At 62.0% G+C, this 16,356-nt stretch carries 14 protein-coding genes and 1 riboswitch; of the genes, 10 read left to right on the top strand and 4 right to left on the bottom strand.

Annotation, left to right across the window (positions count from 1 at the left end; genetic code table 11):
• Window positions 1-144: 144 nt before the first annotated feature.
• A complete protein-coding gene (locus tag E8A46_RS01180; protein ID WP_291556341.1) occupies window positions 145-972 on the top strand; it encodes a tetratricopeptide repeat protein in 828 nt (275 codons plus the stop codon).
• A gap of 344 nt (window positions 973-1,316) precedes the next feature.
• Here the strand turns inward: E8A46_RS01180 and E8A46_RS01175 are convergent, their stop codons facing one another.
• The 3 genes from E8A46_RS01175 to E8A46_RS01165 form a co-directional block, all read right to left on the bottom strand.
• Window positions 1,317-1,937 (bottom strand): DUF1080 domain-containing protein, encoded by a 621-nt coding sequence (locus E8A46_RS01175; protein ID WP_291556339.1) that lies wholly within the window; start codon window positions 1,935-1,937, stop codon window positions 1,317-1,319.
• Between the two features lie 293 nt (window positions 1,938-2,230).
• A complete protein-coding gene (locus tag E8A46_RS01170) occupies window positions 2,231-3,181 on the bottom strand; it encodes a catechol 2,3-dioxygenase (RefSeq protein ID WP_291556337.1) in 951 nt (316 codons plus the stop codon).
• A gap of 228 nt (window positions 3,182-3,409) precedes the next feature.
• Complete coding sequence (locus E8A46_RS01165) at window positions 3,410-4,663, bottom strand: MFS transporter (RefSeq protein WP_291556335.1); 1,254 nt, start codon at window positions 4,661-4,663, stop codon at window positions 3,410-3,412.
• Window positions 4,664-4,858: 195 nt separating this feature from the next.
• A riboswitch (cobalamin riboswitch) is annotated at window positions 4,859-5,077 on the top strand.
• A 127-nt stretch (window positions 5,078-5,204) separates the two neighbouring features.
• Between E8A46_RS01165 and E8A46_RS01160 the strand changes: the two genes are divergently transcribed.
• From E8A46_RS01160 to E8A46_RS01145, 4 genes are all read left to right on the top strand, one after another.
• Window positions 5,205-8,111 (top strand): ribonucleoside-diphosphate reductase subunit alpha, encoded by a 2,907-nt coding sequence (locus E8A46_RS01160; RefSeq protein WP_291556332.1) that lies wholly within the window; start codon window positions 5,205-5,207, stop codon window positions 8,109-8,111.
• 27 nt (window positions 8,112-8,138) lie between these two features.
• Complete coding sequence (locus E8A46_RS01155; RefSeq protein WP_291556330.1) at window positions 8,139-9,266, top strand: ribonucleotide-diphosphate reductase subunit beta; 1,128 nt, start codon at window positions 8,139-8,141, stop codon at window positions 9,264-9,266.
• Window positions 9,267-9,549: 283 nt separating this feature from the next.
• The gene (locus E8A46_RS01150) at window positions 9,550-11,295 is read left to right on the top strand and encodes a DUF87 domain-containing protein (protein ID WP_291556328.1); all 1,746 of its coding nucleotides are present in this window, start codon (window positions 9,550-9,552) and stop codon (window positions 11,293-11,295) included.
• A gap of 121 nt (window positions 11,296-11,416) precedes the next feature.
• Window positions 11,417-11,995 carry a peroxidase-related enzyme gene (locus E8A46_RS01145; RefSeq protein WP_291556326.1) on the top strand — a complete coding sequence of 193 codons (579 nt, stop codon included), beginning with the start codon at window positions 11,417-11,419 and terminating at the stop codon, window positions 11,993-11,995.
• 24 nt (window positions 11,996-12,019) lie between these two features.
• Here the strand turns inward: E8A46_RS01145 and E8A46_RS01140 are convergent, their stop codons facing one another.
• Window positions 12,020-12,646 (bottom strand): ParB-like protein, encoded by a 627-nt coding sequence (locus E8A46_RS01140; RefSeq protein ID WP_291556324.1) that lies wholly within the window; start codon window positions 12,644-12,646, stop codon window positions 12,020-12,022.
• Between the two features lie 220 nt (window positions 12,647-12,866).
• On the opposite strand from E8A46_RS01140, the gene E8A46_RS01135 reads away from it, so the two are divergent.
• The 5 genes from E8A46_RS01135 to E8A46_RS01115 all read left to right on the top strand — a co-directional run bounded on the left by E8A46_RS01135 (window position 12,867) and on the right by E8A46_RS01115 (window position 16,346).
• Complete coding sequence (locus tag E8A46_RS01135; RefSeq protein WP_291556322.1) at window positions 12,867-13,751, top strand: ion channel; 885 nt, start codon at window positions 12,867-12,869, stop codon at window positions 13,749-13,751.
• A gap of 90 nt (window positions 13,752-13,841) precedes the next feature.
• On the top strand, window positions 13,842-14,189 hold the full coding sequence (locus tag E8A46_RS01130) for a hypothetical protein (RefSeq protein WP_291556349.1): 348 nt from the start codon (window positions 13,842-13,844) through the stop codon (window positions 14,187-14,189).
• Window positions 14,190-14,380: 191 nt separating this feature from the next.
• Window positions 14,381-14,662, top strand: a complete 282-nt coding sequence (locus E8A46_RS01125) for an acyl carrier protein (RefSeq protein ID WP_002711294.1) — start codon at window positions 14,381-14,383, stop codon at window positions 14,660-14,662.
• 9 nt (window positions 14,663-14,671) lie between these two features.
• Window positions 14,672-15,145 (top strand): 3-hydroxyacyl-ACP dehydratase FabZ family protein, encoded by a 474-nt coding sequence (locus E8A46_RS01120; RefSeq protein ID WP_291556294.1) that lies wholly within the window; start codon window positions 14,672-14,674, stop codon window positions 15,143-15,145.
• On the top strand, window positions 15,138-16,346 hold the full coding sequence (locus E8A46_RS01115) for a beta-ketoacyl-ACP synthase (RefSeq protein ID WP_291556292.1): 1,209 nt from the start codon (window positions 15,138-15,140) through the stop codon (window positions 16,344-16,346). Before E8A46_RS01120 ends, E8A46_RS01115 begins: the two co-directional genes overlap by 8 nt.
• Window positions 16,347-16,356 lie beyond the last annotated feature (10 nt).

Here is a 16,356-nt window from a genome sequence, read left to right as displayed (position 1 = left end):
GAGCCGGCCCGGGTGGATGCGCTGCGGTAGTGCGCCATAGCCTCGTGCCTGCGAACCGGCGCCACTCGTATCGTACGCCAAAAAGCTCCGCCGATAGCGACGAATCATCTAGAGGTTGATGTGGGGTTTACTTGGATCGAGCAGATGAATCGTCATGAACGCCGGGCAGCTGCCCGCAAATCGCAGACCGCTCCGAGCGCTACCGACGGGGACACCCCTGATGCGCTCCACGAGGCCGGCCTCCGCCACATGAGCGCCGGGCGTCACCCGGACGCACAACGCTGCTGCCAGCGGGCTCTTGAACTCGATGCCGGGCATGCGGATACGCTCCAGCTCATGGGCCTGCTCTCCCTCCATGCCAAACAATACGATGCCGCTATTGAGTGGGTCGGCCGCGCCAATCGGGCAGATCCCAAGACGCCTTATCTTGCGAGCCTCGGCGCCGCTTTGGAACAACAGGGGCTCCATGAAGAGGCTCTGAAGGCCTTCAACAAGGCGACGCAGATCACGCCGGACGATGCCGAGTTGTGGACAAAACTCGCCAACGTCCAGGTCCTGTTGCGGCGCCCGGACCACGCGATCCGGGACTTTGAACATGCGCTCAGGCTTAACCCGCGCTACTGGTACGCAGCTTACAACTACGCGCTCGTTCTGCTCCAGCTGCAGCGCTTCGAAGAGGCTCTTGTCTACTTGAACCTGTGTGACGAACTGCAGCTTAACCGCGCTCTGACCCTGAATGGACGCAGCGTGGCGCTGCGCAACCTTAATCGATTTGAGGAAGCGCTGTCCGACAGCAGGCAGGCACAGGCACTGGATCCGGCGAATGCCGACATATGCAACAATATCGGTGCCGCTCTGCAGAAGCTCACTCGCGACGAGGAGGCGCTGGAATGGTTCGACCGGGCCCTCGACCTGCAATCGGACGTCGTGGCGGTTCTTAACAACAAGGCCTCCACGCTCGGTGAAGTCTGAGGCTCGACGAAGCGCTCATGGTGTACCGCCATGCAAAGAGGATTGATCCGGAAACAGGCTGGAATCTCGTGCTGCTCTGGCGTCCACCACATCCCATCCCGCGTTCGTGACGACGCGCGGCCGCCCCTCTTGTCGGAACGGGATGGCCGGAATTAGGCCACTGATTTGGGGTCTCAGCGAAGCGCAATGTTGCCCGTCGTGCCAATCTGCCGCAACCCGACGGGCAATCGGTTGGTGCCTCAGCCTGCTCAAAGCGATGGGGCCGAGCGGCTTGATCAGAAATCTTCTGTCCCCCCGCGCAGCTTGTCGGGTGCGCGGAGGAATTTCGTTGCCGCGGATGAGTATTACAGCGGCTTGATCTCGACCTTGCGGAACTTGACCACGCCCTTGTCGTTCACCACGCCCTTGTCGTCCTTGAGGCCAAGGCCGTGCTGCAGGGCGATCCGGCCGCTGGCAAACTTGGCGTCCTGCGCGCCGTCGACGGTCTTTTGCCCGTTGAGGACGACGGTGAAGGTCGAACCTTTCGCCGTGATCTCATAGACGTTCCATTTGCCGGCGGCCTTCGGCATCGGGTCGACCTTGGCGAGGTTGACGATCGCGCCGGTGCCGTAGCTTGGATCGGGGCGGGCATCCCAGATGTTCACCTCATAGGCGTTGTCGGCGCCAACCTTCTCAGGGTTCGAGCAGCGAATGAAGATGCCGCTGTTGGAGTCGGGTTCGACCCAGAATTCGGCCCTGATCTGATAGTCGGCATAGGTGTTCTTGGTGACCAGAAAGCCGTTGCCCTTGTCGGCCACGACGACGCCGTCCTCGATCCGCCAATTGGCGTCGCCGATGGCGGTGAAATTATCGAGGTTCTTGCCGTCGAACAGCGTAACCCATCCGGTTTCACTGGAGGCCTGCGGCGCATATGAAAGCGCGGCGAAACCCGTGAGAAGCAGCGCAATGGCTGATCGGCGATTCATGTTGGTTTTCTCCCCATTTGAAGTTTGTTCTTGAGGCGAGGCTTGTTGGATGTCCCCGCATGGTTGGATCGCCGGTCATGATAGCAGGCGGCAGGTTCCCCGGGAAGCCACAGGAGGCGCCGTGGCGACAACAGAAATCTTCCGCGGGTCAACAATTTTTGAGACTTATACCGACCGCACCAGACCGTCATCCTGAGGTGCCCGCGCTCTTGCGCGGGCCTCGAAGGATGGTTGCGAGGCCGTGCATGTTGCCATCCTTCGAGGCTCGCTTCGCTCGCACCTCAGGATGACGCCTAAACCGGCGGCGTCCCGTGGGTGTGAAACGACTCGATCGTTTTCAGCCCCCACGCCTGCCCCTTCTTGCGCTCCTCCTCGGTCCACACGATCGGCTTCCAGTCCGGCGCCAGAATGAGACGGGCGCCGGCATTGGCGACCTCGACCCGGTTGCCACCGGGTTCGTAGACATAAAGGAAGAAAGTCTGCTGGATCGCGTGCTTGTGCGGGCCGGTCTCGATGAAGACGCCGTTCTCCAGGAAAATATCGGCCGCCCGCAGGATATCCTCGCGGCTGTCGAGCGCATAGGTGACGTGATGGAAGCGGCCCGGCGTGCCGGAATGATCGCGCGAATAGGCGAAATCGTAGCTCTTGTTGGTCATCGTCATCCACATCGCGGCTTCGGTGCCGTCATCGAGCACGATCTGCTCGGTCAGCCGGCAGCCGAGGTATTTCTCGAAGAAGATGCGGTTGGCCTTGATGTCGACCGCCAGGCAATTGAGATGATCGAGCCGACGGACATTGACGCCGCGCGCGGGAAAGCGCTGCGCCTGGTTCTTCAATGCAGGTTTGAGTTCGGGCGGCGCCTCGTACCACTCCGTCTCGTAATAGAGCTCGACGATATGGCCGTCCGGATCGCGGCAGCGGAACGCCGGCCCGTGCCCGAGATCGCCATCGGTCCAGCCGATCTCGAAACCGGATCCCTTCAGCGCCGCGACGCGCCGCTCCAGCGCCTGCGGGCTTCGCGCTCGCAGCGCCATGTGCTCCATGCCCGAGGTCTTCGAGGCCGTCAGCTTGAGCGAATAGCGCTCATAATCATCCCAGCCGCGCAGGTAAACCGACTCTCCCTTGCGGCCGCTGACGGTCATGCCCATCACGTCGACGAAAAATTTCAGGCTCTCGTCCGGCTTCGGCGTCAGCAATTCCAGATGGCCGAGATGGGCGAGGTCCAAAATCGGTTCGGGGGGCATTCTGTTCGTCCTTCCGCGCTAACGCGATGTCCGCGTCAACTCCAGGGTGGGCAAAGCCAACGGGTCGCGCGAATGCGCGCCCGATGATAAACTCCGCATGCCCACCGGTCATAGCACCAAAAATAAGGTGGGCACGGCGCGATGCGCCTTTGCCCACCCTACAAAGCCAGCGTCCGCGTCAGACAAAGCCCCCTCGCCCGCGGCGCGTGCCAGTGCGCGGGGCGCGCCCTACCTCGCATTCGCCGGCGCGTGGACGTGCCACAAATCCGCGCGCCAGTTTAGTGCGATGCCCATCAGCAACGCGAGACCGGCGGCCGCATAGAGCGTCGCGGTCGCCGCAAAGCCGAGCTCGTCGATCAGCGCGCCTGCCGCCAAGAGCCCGAATGGCAGGCCATAGATCACCAGCATGCGCACGCCCATCACCCGGCCGCGAAAATGTTCCCTCGCGGTGCGCATCAGGATCACCGCGATGGAAATCATGCACAGGCTCTGCGCGAAGCCGATCAGCAGCAGGCACGCGATGGCGGCCGGCACGCTCCGCAGGTGCGCAAACACCAGCAGCATCGCATACCACATCACCGTCGCGCCGATCATCAGCCGCGCCTCCCGGACTCCGCCGACCACGCTCAAGGCGATCGAACCCACCAATGAGCCGGCCGCGAAGCTGGCCGACAGATATCCGAGCCCGGTCTGGCTGGTGCCATAAATCTCCCGCGCGATGTAGGGCAGCAAGCCGTTGGAAAAAGGATAGGCGGTCAGGTTGGCCAGGAACGCGACCCCGATTGCGGCGCGCATCGTTGGCGTGGTCCAGACATAGGCGACCCCTTCCCGGAGATCGCGCATCGGGGAGCGCGGGCCATCAGCGGCTTGGTCGATCGGGTGCGGCTTCGAGGGTGCCACGATGCAGAGCGTCAGCACTGTGGAGGCGGCATACAGGCCGACGATCGCCATATAGGCCGGCCCCATGCCAAGGGCCGCCAACAATCCGGCGCCGCTCAGCGCGCCCGCGATGCGCGCGGTGTCCATCGTGGTTCTGGAGATGCTGATCGCCCCGATCAATTGGTCCGACGGCATGATGGTCGCGACCAGCGCGCCGCGCACGCCGAGATCGGACGGACGAACCAGGCCCATGACGGCCACGATGATCAGGACATAGAGCGGGCTCAAATGACCAGTCAGCGCCAGCGTCATCAGGGTGGCGGCCAGCGCCGAATCAGTCGCCCGCATCATCGCGAGCAGATCGCGATGGCCGATACGGTCGCCCACCACGCCCAACATCGGCGCGATCAGGGTTCCGGTATAGCTGAGAGCGGCAAACACGGTCAGCAGCAGGACCGATCCGGTCTCGGTCAGCACATACCAGCCGAGGATCAGCGTCTCCATCTCGAAAGCCCACGAGGTGAGCAAGTCGGCCGGCCATTGGAAACGATAATTCCTGGTGCGGAAGGGTGCGAGCGCGGATGGCCGCGCCAACTCGCTCAAATTTCGATGCCGCGGTTCATCGCGTTCCACCCTGCCCGGTTTCTTGTTGATGCAAGAGTAACAGCCTTGCGGCAGCCGAGGCCAGCCCGTCGGATATTGCGAAAGCTTGCTGCCGGTGCGTGATCCAACTCAGCCGGCACTGAATTTTTTTTGCCCATGGCTCTATCGGCCCATTGACACCCACCGGCGAATACTACCAGATGTAGCTGTCACGGTCCGCCTTGTCGCAAGACTTGGTGGCTAAGAGGGAAGCCGGTGAACGCGATTGTTTCGCGAAATTCCGGCGCTGCCCCCGCAACTGTAAGCAGTGAGTTGCCCCCGTTCTTACGCCACTGATGCGGCACCGCATTGGGAAGGCAGGAGGGCAACGACGACCTGCGAGCCAGGAGAACTGCCGCGACACCGAAGAAACGTCCACGGGCGGGGTGTCCCGGCGGTCGCATGCATCGTCATGCCGGCGTTTGCCGTCCATGCACCCTGCAGCGTCGCTCAAAGACACCCAGCCCCGAATTGCAACAACGCATCACCACGGGGTCTGCCGATGTCATTGTCTATCGATCGCGAAGCCGCCCAAGCCATTCCCTTTGATCCATTACCACGCACCGAATCCCCTGCCGCGGCGAGGAGCGAACCGGGGATGCAGATCCTTCGCCGCAACGGAGCCGTGTCGCCGTTCGACGCCGCCAAGATATCGGTGGCGATGACCAAGGCGTTTCTCGCGGTGGAAGGACATACCGCCGCCGGCTCGCGCCGCGTGCACGAAGCGGTCGAGCAGCTCACCGCTGAAGTCGCCGGCGCGCTGACCCGAAGGGTCGGCGAAGGCCGCACCTTCCATATCGAAGACGTGCAGGATCAGGTCGAACTGGCGCTGATGCGCAGCGAACATCACAAGGTCGCCCGCGCCTATGTGCTTTACCGCGAGGCGCGGGCAAAACGGCGCGCCGAGGCAAACGCGGTCCAGGCTGCAAAACCTTCGCAGCCGCCGCTGCATGTCGCGCTCGCCGATGGCACGCGGGTGCCGCTCGACGAGGAGCGGCTCGCTCTGATCGTTCGCGAGGCGTGCGCGGGACTGGACGGCGTCGATCCGGCGCCGATCCTCGCCGAAACGCGCCGCAATCTCTATGACGGAATCAGCCAGGACGAATTGGCGCTTGCGGGCATCATGGCGGCGCGCACGCTGGTGGAGCAGGAGCCGAACTACACCTATGTCAGCGCGCGGCTGTTGCTCGACCGGCTGCGAACCGAGGTGCTGTCGTTCGTGCATGCCGCGCCGGTCAACGCATCGCAGGCCGACATGGCGACGCGCTACGCCGAATACTTTCCGCTCTATGTCAGAACGGGAATCAGGGCCGAACTGCTCGATCCGGAACTGGCGCGTTATGATCTCGGCAGGATCGCCGCCGCGCTGCGGCCGGAGCGCGACCTGGCGTTTCAGTTTCTCGGCCTGCAGACGCTCTACGACCGCTACTTCCTTCACGCCGGGAGCCGCCGCATCGAACTGCCGCAGGCGTTCTTCATGCGGGTCGCGATGGGGCTGGCGATACGCGAGATCGATCGCGATGCCCGCGCCATCGAGTTCTATGACCTGCTCTCGTCGTTCGATTTCATGGCCTCGACGCCGACGCTGTTCAATGCGGGAACCCTGCGGCCGCAGCTTTCCTCCTGCTTCCTGACCACCGTCGCCGACGACCTCGACGGCATCTTCAAATCGATCAAGGATAATGCGCTGCTGGCCAAATACTCCGGCGGCCTCGGCAACGACTGGACCAGGGTGCGCGGCCTCGGCGCCCACATCAAGGGAACCAACGGCGACAGCCAGGGTGTCGTGCCCTTCCTCAAGGTCGCCAACGATACCGCGGTGGCCGTCAATCAGGGGGGAAAACGCAAGGGCGCGGTCTGCGCCTATCTCGAGACCTGGCACATCGACATCGAGGAATTTCTCGACCTCCGCAAGAACACCGGTGACGACCGCCGCCGTACCCACGACATGAATACCGCGAACTGGGTGCCTGACCTGTTCATGCAGCGGGTCGAGGCCGACGCCGAATGGACGCTGTTCTCGCCCGATGAAGCGCCCGACCTGCACGATCTCTACGGCAGGAACTTTGCCGAACGCTACGCCTTCTACGAGGCCAAGGCCGCGCGCGGCGAAATACGGGTATTCAGAAAGATCCGCGCGACCGAGCTGTGGCGCAAGATGCTGACCATGCTGTTCGAGACCGGGCATCCCTGGATCACGTTCAAGGACCCCTGCAATTTGCGCTCGCCGCAGCAACATTGCGGCGTCATTCACTCCTCCAACCTGTGCACCGAGATCACGCTCAACACCTCCGACGACGAAGTCGCCGTTTGCAATCTCGGCTCGGTGAACCTCGCCAACCACGTCCAGGGCGGCGGGCTGGACGACGCGCGGCTCAAGCGCACGGTGACGATGGCGATGCGGATGCTCGATAACGTCATCGACATCAATTTCTATACCGTCCCCGAGGCGAGGCGCTCGAACCTGCGACACCGCCCCGTGGGCCTGGGACTGATGGGCTTTCAGGATGCGCTGCAGGCGCTGCGGATCGCGATGGCGTCGGAGGCGGCGGTAAAGTTCGCCGACACCAGCATGGAGGCGATCGCCTTCCACGCGATTTCGGCCTCGGTCGATCTTGCCGCAGAGCGCGGCCGCTATCCCTCGTTCGACGGCTCGCTCTGGAGCCGGGGAATCCTGCCGATCGATTCGATCGAGATCCTCGCGGAGGCGCGCGGTGGCCTCGAAATGGATCGCTCCACCACGCTGGATTGGAGCGACCTGCGCGCCCGGGTCCGGACCACGGGAATGCGCAATTCGAACGTCATGGCGATTGCGCCGACCGCGACCATTTCCAACATCTGCGGCGTGGCGCAGTCGATCGAGCCCGTCTACCAGAATCTCTACGTGAAATCGAACATGTCGGGCGATTTCACCGTCATGAACGCGTTCCTGGTCCGCGACCTCAAGGCGCGTGGATTGTGGGACGAGGTGATGGTCAACGACCTGAAATATTTCGACGGCAGCATCGGCGGCATCGACCGCATTCCCCAAGATCTCAAGGCGCTCTACGCTACCGCTTTCGAGATCGACAGTGTCTGGCTGATCGAAGCCGCCTCACGCCGGCAGAAATGGATCGACCAGTCCCAATCGCTCAACCTCTACATTGCCAACCCCTCCGGCAGGAAACTCAGCACGCTCTACCGTCTGGCCTGGCTACGCGGCCTCAAGACCACTTATTATTTGCGCTCGCGCAGTGCGACCCACGTCGAGAAGTCGACGTTGAAGGGCACGGACGGCAAGCTCAACAGCGTCTCGTCGTGGCAGGCGATGGCGGCGAACACCCCGATCCGGATGGCGCCGGGCGCGCCGGATCTCGCCAATGCACTCGCCTGCTCCATCGACAATCCCGAATGTGAAGCCTGCCAGTAAGCGGCACGAAACCAAGGAACAACAGCCATGCTTGACTGGTCCGACACCACGACCATTCCGCGCCCGCCCGAAGCGCTCGTCCCGAATCCGGATAGCGTTATCGAAAAAATCGGCCGCGACCTGATCGACCGGAGCGGCGGCCGGGTTTCGATCGATGACAAGGCCATGATCAATTGCCGCGCCGACGTCAATCAACTGCTGCCGCTGAAATACAAATGGGCATGGGAGAAATATCTCTCCGGCTGCAACAATCACTGGATGCCGACGGAGGTCTCGATGCAGGCCGACATCGCGCTTTGGAAATCGCGCGACGGCCTGACCGAAGACGAGCGCCGCGCCATCAAGCGCAATCTCGGGTTCTTCGCAGCCTCCGAGAGCCTGGTCGCCAACAATATCGTGCTGGCGATCTACCGCCACCTCACCAATCCGGAATGCCGCCAGTATCTGCTGCGGCAATCCTTCGAGGAGGCGGTTCATACCCATACGTTCCAGTACATCGTCGAAAGCCTCGGCCTCGATGAGGGCGAACTGTTCAACATGTACCGGGAGGTGCCGTCGATCACGGACAAGGCGGCCTGGGCGCTCGAGCATACCCGGCATCTTGACGATCCCGGTTTCAAGACCGGAACGCCCGAATCCGACCAGGCATTTCTGCGCGACCTCGTGGCCTTCTATGTCATCTTCGAAGGGATGTGGTTCTACACCGGCTTTGCGCAGATCCTGTCGCTCGGCCGCCGCAACAAGATGGTCGGCATCGCCGAGCAGTACCAGTACATCCTGCGCGACGAATCGGTCCATTTGAACTTCGGCATCGACGTCATCAATCAGATCAAGATCGAGAATCCGCATCTCTGGACCCAGCCATTCCAGCAGGAGATTCGTGCGATGATCGCCACCGCCGCCGAATTGGAGGCGTCATATGGCAGGGACACCATGCCGCGCGGCTTTCTCGGCCTCAATGCCGCGCTGTGCGAAACCTATATGCACTTCATCGCCAACCGCCGCTGCGCCCAGCTTGGATTGGCACGCGTGTTCGACGAGGCGGAAAATCCGTTTCCATGGATGTCGGAGGCGGTGGACCTCAAAAAGGAGAAGAACTTCTTCGAGACCAGGGTTATCGAGTACCAGAACGGCGGCGCGCTCGGGTGGGAGTAAAGCCCGGCATCCTCGGCCCCGGCGTTTTCCGGAAACAGGCGCAGCGGTGGCGACCGTCCGACTCCGGAATGGTTAATCAAACCTTAAGCCCGCAGGTGGCGCCACCGCCGGTGGATCGGCTGCAAACGCAGGTTTTCCCGGCGAAAGCGATCCATCGAGGCCAGCCGGGGCGGCACCCCTGGAACCGCCCCCCGGAGGAAAGATATCGCCGATTGACGACCCCGGCTTAACCGTTTGTGCAACGACTGACTGCATAGTTTCCCGTTGAAGCACGATTCACGACATGCCGGGTTCAACCACTGTGACATCCTTCGGACGTGTAATTTTGGTGCGCGGATCGCTCGCGCGGGTCGGCCTTGTGGCGACGAGCCCGATGGGCGTCTCGGAAATCCGGGCCACGGTGGGCCGCTTCGTCAGTATCCGCTGCGCAAATTCCACCATTGTCGCCATGATTACCGAAGTGTCGTGCGAAAATCTGCCGACTTCCGACAATTACATCGCCACCGCCTCGGTCGATCTGCTCGGCGAGATCCTTGGTGGATCGGAACGACAGAAATTCCAGCGCGGCGTCACCAACTATCCGGCCATCGGCGATGCCGTTGATCTGATCACCAATCAGGAACTGCGCACGGTCTATGCGCCGAGCGGATCGGACCAGATCAATATCGGCACCCTGCAGCAGGATCCGTCCGTCATCGCCTATGTCGACGTCGAGGAAATGCTCTCCAAGCATTTCGCGGTACTTGGTTCCACCGGCGTCGGCAAATCGACCGGCGTGTCGCTGCTGCTGAACGAGATACTCAAGTCGCGGCCGAACCTGCGGATTTTCCTGCTCGACGTTCACAACGAGTACGGCCGCTGCTTCGGCGACCGCGCGCTGGTGCTCAATCCCCGCAATCTGAAGCTGCCATTCTGGCTGTTCAACTTCGAAGAAATCGTCGATGTGCTGTTCGGCGGCCGGCCCGGCAACCCCGAGGAACTCGACATTCTCGCCGAGGTGATTCCGGCGGCGAAGGGAATCTATACCCAGTACCAGAACTCCGACCGGCTAAAACGCGCCGATTCCAAGACGGTGGGCTATACCCTCGATACGCCGGTGCCCTATCGCCTGGTCGACCTGATTTCGCTGATCGACGAGCGCATGGGCAAGCTCGAGAACCGCTCCTCGCGCATCGTCTATCACAAACTGCTCTCCCGCATCGAGACCGTGCGCAACGACCCGCGTTACGCGTTCATGTTCGACAACGCCAATGTCGGCGGCGACACCATGGCCGAGGTGATCAGCCACCTGTTCCGGCTGCCCGCCAATGGCCGGCCGATGACCGTGATGCAGCTGGCCGGTTTTCCTGCCGAAGTCATCGATTCCGTGGTGTCGGTGCTATGCCGCATGGCGTTCGATTTCGGGCTGTGGAGCGACGGTGTTTCGCCGATGTTGTTCGTCTGCGAAGAGGCCCATCGCTACGCGTCGGCCGACCGCAACATCGGGTTCGGGCCGACCCGCAAGGCGGTGTCGCGGATCGCCAAGGAAGGCCGCAAATACGGGGTCTATCTCGGCCTCGTCACGCAGCGTCCCGCCGAACTCGACGCCACCATCATTTCCCAGTGCAACACGCTGTTCACGATGCGCCTGGCCAACGAACGCGACCAGGCGCTGCTGCGTTCGGCGGTCTCCGACGCCGCGGCGAACCTGCTGTCCTTCGTTCCCTCGCTCGGCACCCGCGAAGTGCTGGCGTTCGGCGAAGGCGTGGCGCTGCCGACCCGGCTGCGCTTCAAGGAAGTGCCGGCGCATCAACTGCCGCGCAGCGAAGCCACCATCTCGACGGTGCCGTCGGCGACCGCCGGCCACGATATGCATTTCGTCGGCGCCGTGCTCGAACGCTGGCGCGGCGCCACCTCCAATCGCGACGTCGCCAACGATCCCGGGATCAGCGAGCGGTCGGCCCCGCGCATGGTGGAAGCGCCCATGCTGCAGCCTTCGCTGGGGCTCGATCCCGACCGGTTTTCGTTGCTGAAAAAGCCGCTGCGCTGAACCACGTCCGGCCCTGATCCCGCATCCACCGCAGTCATCCTTCGCGCCACGCTTTGCGCGGGCGCGGCCATCGACTATGTTCTCGGGCCACCGCTTCGCATCAATCGACCGGGAATTCGCCATGACGCAGCCCATCGCCAGACGCTTCCCGACGCCCTCCGTTGCGGCGCTGCCGGAAGATATCCGCACCCGCCTGCTCGCGGTGCAGGAAAAATCCGGCTTTATTCCGAACGTGTTCCTGACGCTGGCCTATCGGCCCGACGAATTCCGGGCGTTCTTTGCCTACCACGATGCCCTGATGGAAAGGGACAGCGGTCTGACCAAGGCCGAGCGCGAGATGATCGTGGTCGCGACCTCCAGCGCCAACCAGTGCCACTATTGCGTCATCGCGCACGGCGCGATCCTGAGAATCCGGGCAAAGAATCCGCAGATCGCCGACCAGATCGCCGTCAACTACCGCAAGGCGGATATCACGCCGCGCCAGCGCGCCATGCTCGACTTCGCAATGAAGGTGAGCAAGGAGGCGCACCTGGTTTCGGAAGCGGATTTCGCCGATGTCGCCGGCCACGGCTTCAGCGACGACGACATCTGGGATATCGCCGCGATCTCCGCATTTTTCGCGTTATCGAACCGGATGGCCAACGTCACCTCCATGCGTCCGAACGACGAGTTCTACATGATGGGGCGCCAGCCGAAATAGGCCGTGGTCCGCCGATGCGAGACGCTAGTCGTCCGACTCGGGTCCGCACCAGCCGGGCAGATAGACCGCTTGCTTGCTTTTCGCCAGCGCCAGCGCTCTCTCGAGGGCTTTCTCGAAATCGCCGTCCACGCTCTTGCGCGACAATCTGCGGCGCAGGAAATCCGCCCACAGGAATTCGCTGAACGGCGTTGTATCCTTGGCAAAACCGCCGACCCGCCGCAATTCGCCGGCGAGGCTGCGGAATGGATCGTCCTTGAGGTCCACTACTGTTTTGGGGATGTCGCGGTAGTGTCGGCGTTCGCCCTTGGCGTCGTATGGATAGACCCACTTGCGGTCGTCGAGCACCACCCAGAACGCGTCGCGATCGACCATGGTGAGGTCGGCGACGACGGTGACGAGAACGTCCTTTACGCCCTCATCGTGAAGTGACCGCGCCAGATGATGATGATCGATGACGTAGTAACGCTTGTCCGGTCCATGAACCACCGGGATCATGTGTTTGCCGAGTAGCTCGGCCTGCTTCCTTTTCGATTTATGCTCGCGCCACCGCTTGCGCTTCTCTTTCACCTCCCGCATTCCGACCGTCATCTGGGTCGGACGGAGCGCGAGAATCGGAATCGGCTGAAGGATCGGTTCGCGGGTATTCGCCATGACTTGAAATCCCCCTGTCGGAGCCAAAAATGTCGCTGCAATCGAGCCGATTATGGCATGATGTTGCCGGCGATCAATTGCCTTTGCCCGGCGCGCGATCAGCAAAAGGCGGGAAGCCGCTTTTGTGTCCGGTCGCGCCCTCAACTGTTAAAGAGTGCGTCAATTTTTCGCCAAGCCGCCCAGCGCTTTGGCGATGATGCGCCACCAAGAGAATCAGAAAATGTTCAAGAACCATAGTGAGCAGATGTCGAAGGCGCGTGTCGTGCGAATTGGCAGCCGTGAAATCATTGCCGAAGGCCTTCGTCTCAACTTCTGGGCCGACATCAGCCATCGCTGCATGACGGCCTCGTGGCCGGCCTTTATCGGTGGGGCCGCGCTGGTATTTGTCGCCTTCAACGCGGTTTTCGCCGTGTTCTACTGGATCGGGGATCAGCCGGTCTCGAACGTGCCGGGCAGCGCCTATATCGATTATCTCTATTTCAGCATCGAGACGCTTTCGACTGCCGGTTACGGCGACATGCACCCGCAGACCCATTACGGACATTTCATCGCCACGGTGGAGCTGTTCACGGGGATCTTCTCGATGTCGCTGATGACCGGGCTGATCTTCGCCCGGTTCTCGCGGCCGAATGCCCGACTGCTGTTCGCGAACACTCCGGTCATTTCCAGCCATGAGGGCAAGCCGACGCTGATGGTTCGCTTCGCCAACGAACGCCACAACATCATCGGCAATGCCACCGCCAGGCTTTGGCTGCTTCAGAATGTCGTGAGCCAGGAGGGCCAGTCGCAGCGCAGGTTCTGTGAGCTGCCATTGGTGCGCAACGAGCACCCCGCACTCGCGCTAAGCTGGACGCTCTACCACGTCCTCGATGAGGCAAGTCCGCTTTACGGGCTTGGTGAGGCCGACTTTAGCGCAACGGGCGTATCACTTGTGGTTGTAGTGTCCGGGTATGACGTTATTGCGGCGCAAACGGTTCATGCCCGAAGGTCCTACGATCATACCGATATTCGCTTTGGCCAGCGTTACGCCGATATCCTCGACTCATCGGAGGACGGCCGGATTCGAATCGACTACGGCAAGTTCCATGAGACTTTGGACGAATAGATTCTCCTGGCCGGTTGCCAGGTCAAGATTTTCTGGGAGACGCGTCGCGAGCGTGCTAAATAACAACGGTATATCCCGGAGATGGCAGCCGTGAAAACCCAGCGGCCCGTTATTTCAGCCTCTTCAGAAGATGAGCACCGCGTGCTCCAATTCCGGCCGCGTAACCTGGCTCCCATAGCGGGTCCGCCAAGAAACCTGAACGAACCGGTTCGGCAGTTCGAGGCAGCGAGCGATTTATCCCGCTACGAACATGACCGGGAAGAACCCGATGATTTTCGCCATCGCATGCTGGCCAACGTGGCCGCTTTCGCGTTTACCTTCGCTCTCCTGGCGATCGGAATATGGCTCGCCGTGAGTATTGCCGATCTACGCAGAACCCAGGACTGCGTGCTGATGGGGCGCCGCGACTGCGTGCGGATTTCCGCGCCACATCCTTAAGCATTTTCGGCCCCTTCCGGCTCGTTTTCCCCCAAATCCGATGCCTTGGGCATCGGCTACCTCCATTGAACTCAAGGCGGCGCTCCGATATACGGGCACTCGACTCCGGGTGGCGGATGGGGCATTCCGGGGCGGAGCGGCCACCCTCCCAAGGCTCTGAAAATTACCTTCAATGTATCAAAGGCTTAGTGATGTCCTCTACATTCGATCAGGTCGCAACGATTATCGCTGAAACCTGCGACATACCACGCGACACGATCACGCCGGAAAGCCACGCGATCGACGATTTGGGGATCGACAGCCTCGATTTTCTCGACATCGCATTCGCGATCGACAAGGCGTTCGGGATCAAATTGCCGCTGGAAAAGTGGACCCAGGAAGTCAACGACGGCAAGGCGACCACCGAGCAGTACTTCGTTCTGAAAAACCTCAGCGCTCGCATCGACGAATTGGTCGCGGCCAAGGGGGCGTAACCGCCCGCCATGAACCTCGAATATTTCCAGCTGATCGACCGTATTCTCGACCTCAACATCGGTGAGAAGACCATTACGGCCGAGGCGCAGGTTCCTACGCACAACACCATCTTCGAAGGGCATTTCCCGGGCCATCCCATCATGCCCGGTGTGCTGCTGATCGAATCGATGGCGCAGACCTCCGGCTGGCTATTGCTCGCGCTGATGAGATTCGAGCGCATGCCATTTCTGGCCGCGGTCAAGGAGGCCAAGATGCGCGGCTTCGTCACCCCGGGGGAGCTGCTGACGATCGACGCCAACATCCTTCACGAAGGCTCGGGTTATGCGATGACCGAAGCGCGGGTCAGGATCGGCGGCAAGCTGAAATGCAACGCGACGATCACGTTCAGCCACATTCCCTTCCCGAATCCGGATTTGCGCGGACACATGGACGCCGTGGCCAAGCGTATCGGCTTTCCGCAACAGGCTATCGCAGATGACTGAGACAAAATCTTCGAACCCGGCATCAGCGGAAGTCTGGATCACCGGCATCGGCCTGGCCACCTCGCTTGGCGAGGGTCTGGACGCGCACTGGGACGCGCTCAATCAGCGGCGAATCAACGTCGATGAGAAGAGCTTTGCGCCCCACATCGTACATCCCTGGGCACCGATCAACCTCGACACCCAGATCCCCAAAAAGGGCGACCAGCGTCAGATGGAGGCCTGGCAGCGCATTGGCACATACGCCGCGGGGCTGGCGCTGGAGTCGGCCGGCATCAAGGGCAACAAGGAAATCCTGGCGCGAATGGACATGATCGTCGCTGCCGGCGGCGGCGAGCGCGATCTCGCCGTCGATTCCAACATTCTCAATCTGGAAGCGAAGGGCAATTCGGCTCCCGGCTTTCTCAACGAGCGGCTGATGAACGACCTGCGTCCAACGCTGTTCCTGGCGCAGCTTTCGAACCTGCTCGCCGGTAACATCGCCATCGTGCATGGGGTGACCGGATCGTCGCGTACCTTCATGGGCGAGGAAGCCGCGGGCGTCGACGCCGCACGGATCGCCCTTGCACGCATCGCCGCCGGCCAGAGCGACATCGCGCTGATCGGCGGCTCGCAAAACGGCGAGCGCAAGGATCTGCTGGTCCTCTACGAGTTCGGCGGCTTCAATCTCAAGGACAAGTTCGTTCCGGTTTGGGCGCGCGGCAAAAACGGCGGCTTTGCGCTCGGATCGGGCGGCGCGTTTCTCGTGATCGAGTCCAGGGCGCATGCGGAAGCGCGCGGCGCAAAGCCCTACGCGCGCCTGACCAATGTCGTGGCCGACATGGCGCGCCGCAGGCACCCCGGCGAGGTTACCTCGGCGCTGGAAGGGCTGTGGTCGAAGCTCGGCAAGCTTGCGGACAAGGGTGCCATCATCACCGGCGCGACCGGCGCCGAACCGGCGACCTCCGAAGAGAGCGCATTCCTCGGCGCCCATCCGGGTTTTGCGGTGCGGGCCACCGGAACGATGTTCGGCCATACGATGGAAACGCAATTTCCGTTGGGGCTGGCCCTTGCAGCGCTTTCGCTCTCGCGCGGCGCATTGTTTCCGCCCAACGATCCCACCGGGCTGGAGGTTGAAATGTCCACTCCGCCAACCCAGATTGTAGTGATCGGGACAGGTCATTGGCGGGGCGAAGGCATGGCGCTGGTCGAAGCGATCAGGTGAATGCAACGCT

The sequence above is a fragment of the Bradyrhizobium sp. genome (assembly GCF_004799445.1).
GTDB lineage: Bacteria > Pseudomonadota > Alphaproteobacteria > Rhizobiales > Xanthobacteraceae > Bradyrhizobium.
The sequence above is the reverse complement of the archived record's forward strand: the minus strand, read 5'-3'. Positions and strand labels throughout refer to the sequence as shown.

Coding starts and splice junctions, on each gene's coding strand:
- E8A46_RS01145 (WP_291556326.1), top strand. CDS start 11,417: ATGACGCAGCCCATCGCCAGACGCTTCCCGACGCCCTCCGTTGCGGCG.
- E8A46_RS01170 (WP_291556337.1), bottom strand. CDS start 3,181: ATGCCCCCCGAACCGATTTTGGACCTCGCCCATCTCGGCCATCTGGAA.
- E8A46_RS01115 (WP_291556292.1), top strand. CDS start 15,138: ATGACTGAGACAAAATCTTCGAACCCGGCATCAGCGGAAGTCTGGATC.
- E8A46_RS01150 (WP_291556328.1), top strand. CDS start 9,550: ATGCCGGGTTCAACCACTGTGACATCCTTCGGACGTGTAATTTTGGTG.
- E8A46_RS01180 (WP_291556341.1), top strand. CDS start 145: ATGAATCGTCATGAACGCCGGGCAGCTGCCCGCAAATCGCAGACCGCT.
- E8A46_RS01155 (WP_291556330.1), top strand. CDS start 8,139: ATGCTTGACTGGTCCGACACCACGACCATTCCGCGCCCGCCCGAAGCG.
- E8A46_RS01120 (WP_291556294.1), top strand. CDS start 14,672: ATGAACCTCGAATATTTCCAGCTGATCGACCGTATTCTCGACCTCAAC.
- E8A46_RS01140 (WP_291556324.1), bottom strand. CDS start 12,646: ATGGCGAATACCCGCGAACCGATCCTTCAGCCGATTCCGATTCTCGCG.
- E8A46_RS01175 (WP_291556339.1), bottom strand. CDS start 1,937: ATGAATCGCCGATCAGCCATTGCGCTGCTTCTCACGGGTTTCGCCGCG.
- E8A46_RS01160 (WP_291556332.1), top strand. CDS start 5,205: ATGTCATTGTCTATCGATCGCGAAGCCGCCCAAGCCATTCCCTTTGAT.
- E8A46_RS01135 (WP_291556322.1), top strand. CDS start 12,867: ATGTTCAAGAACCATAGTGAGCAGATGTCGAAGGCGCGTGTCGTGCGA.
- E8A46_RS01125 (WP_002711294.1), top strand. CDS start 14,381: ATGTCCTCTACATTCGATCAGGTCGCAACGATTATCGCTGAAACCTGC.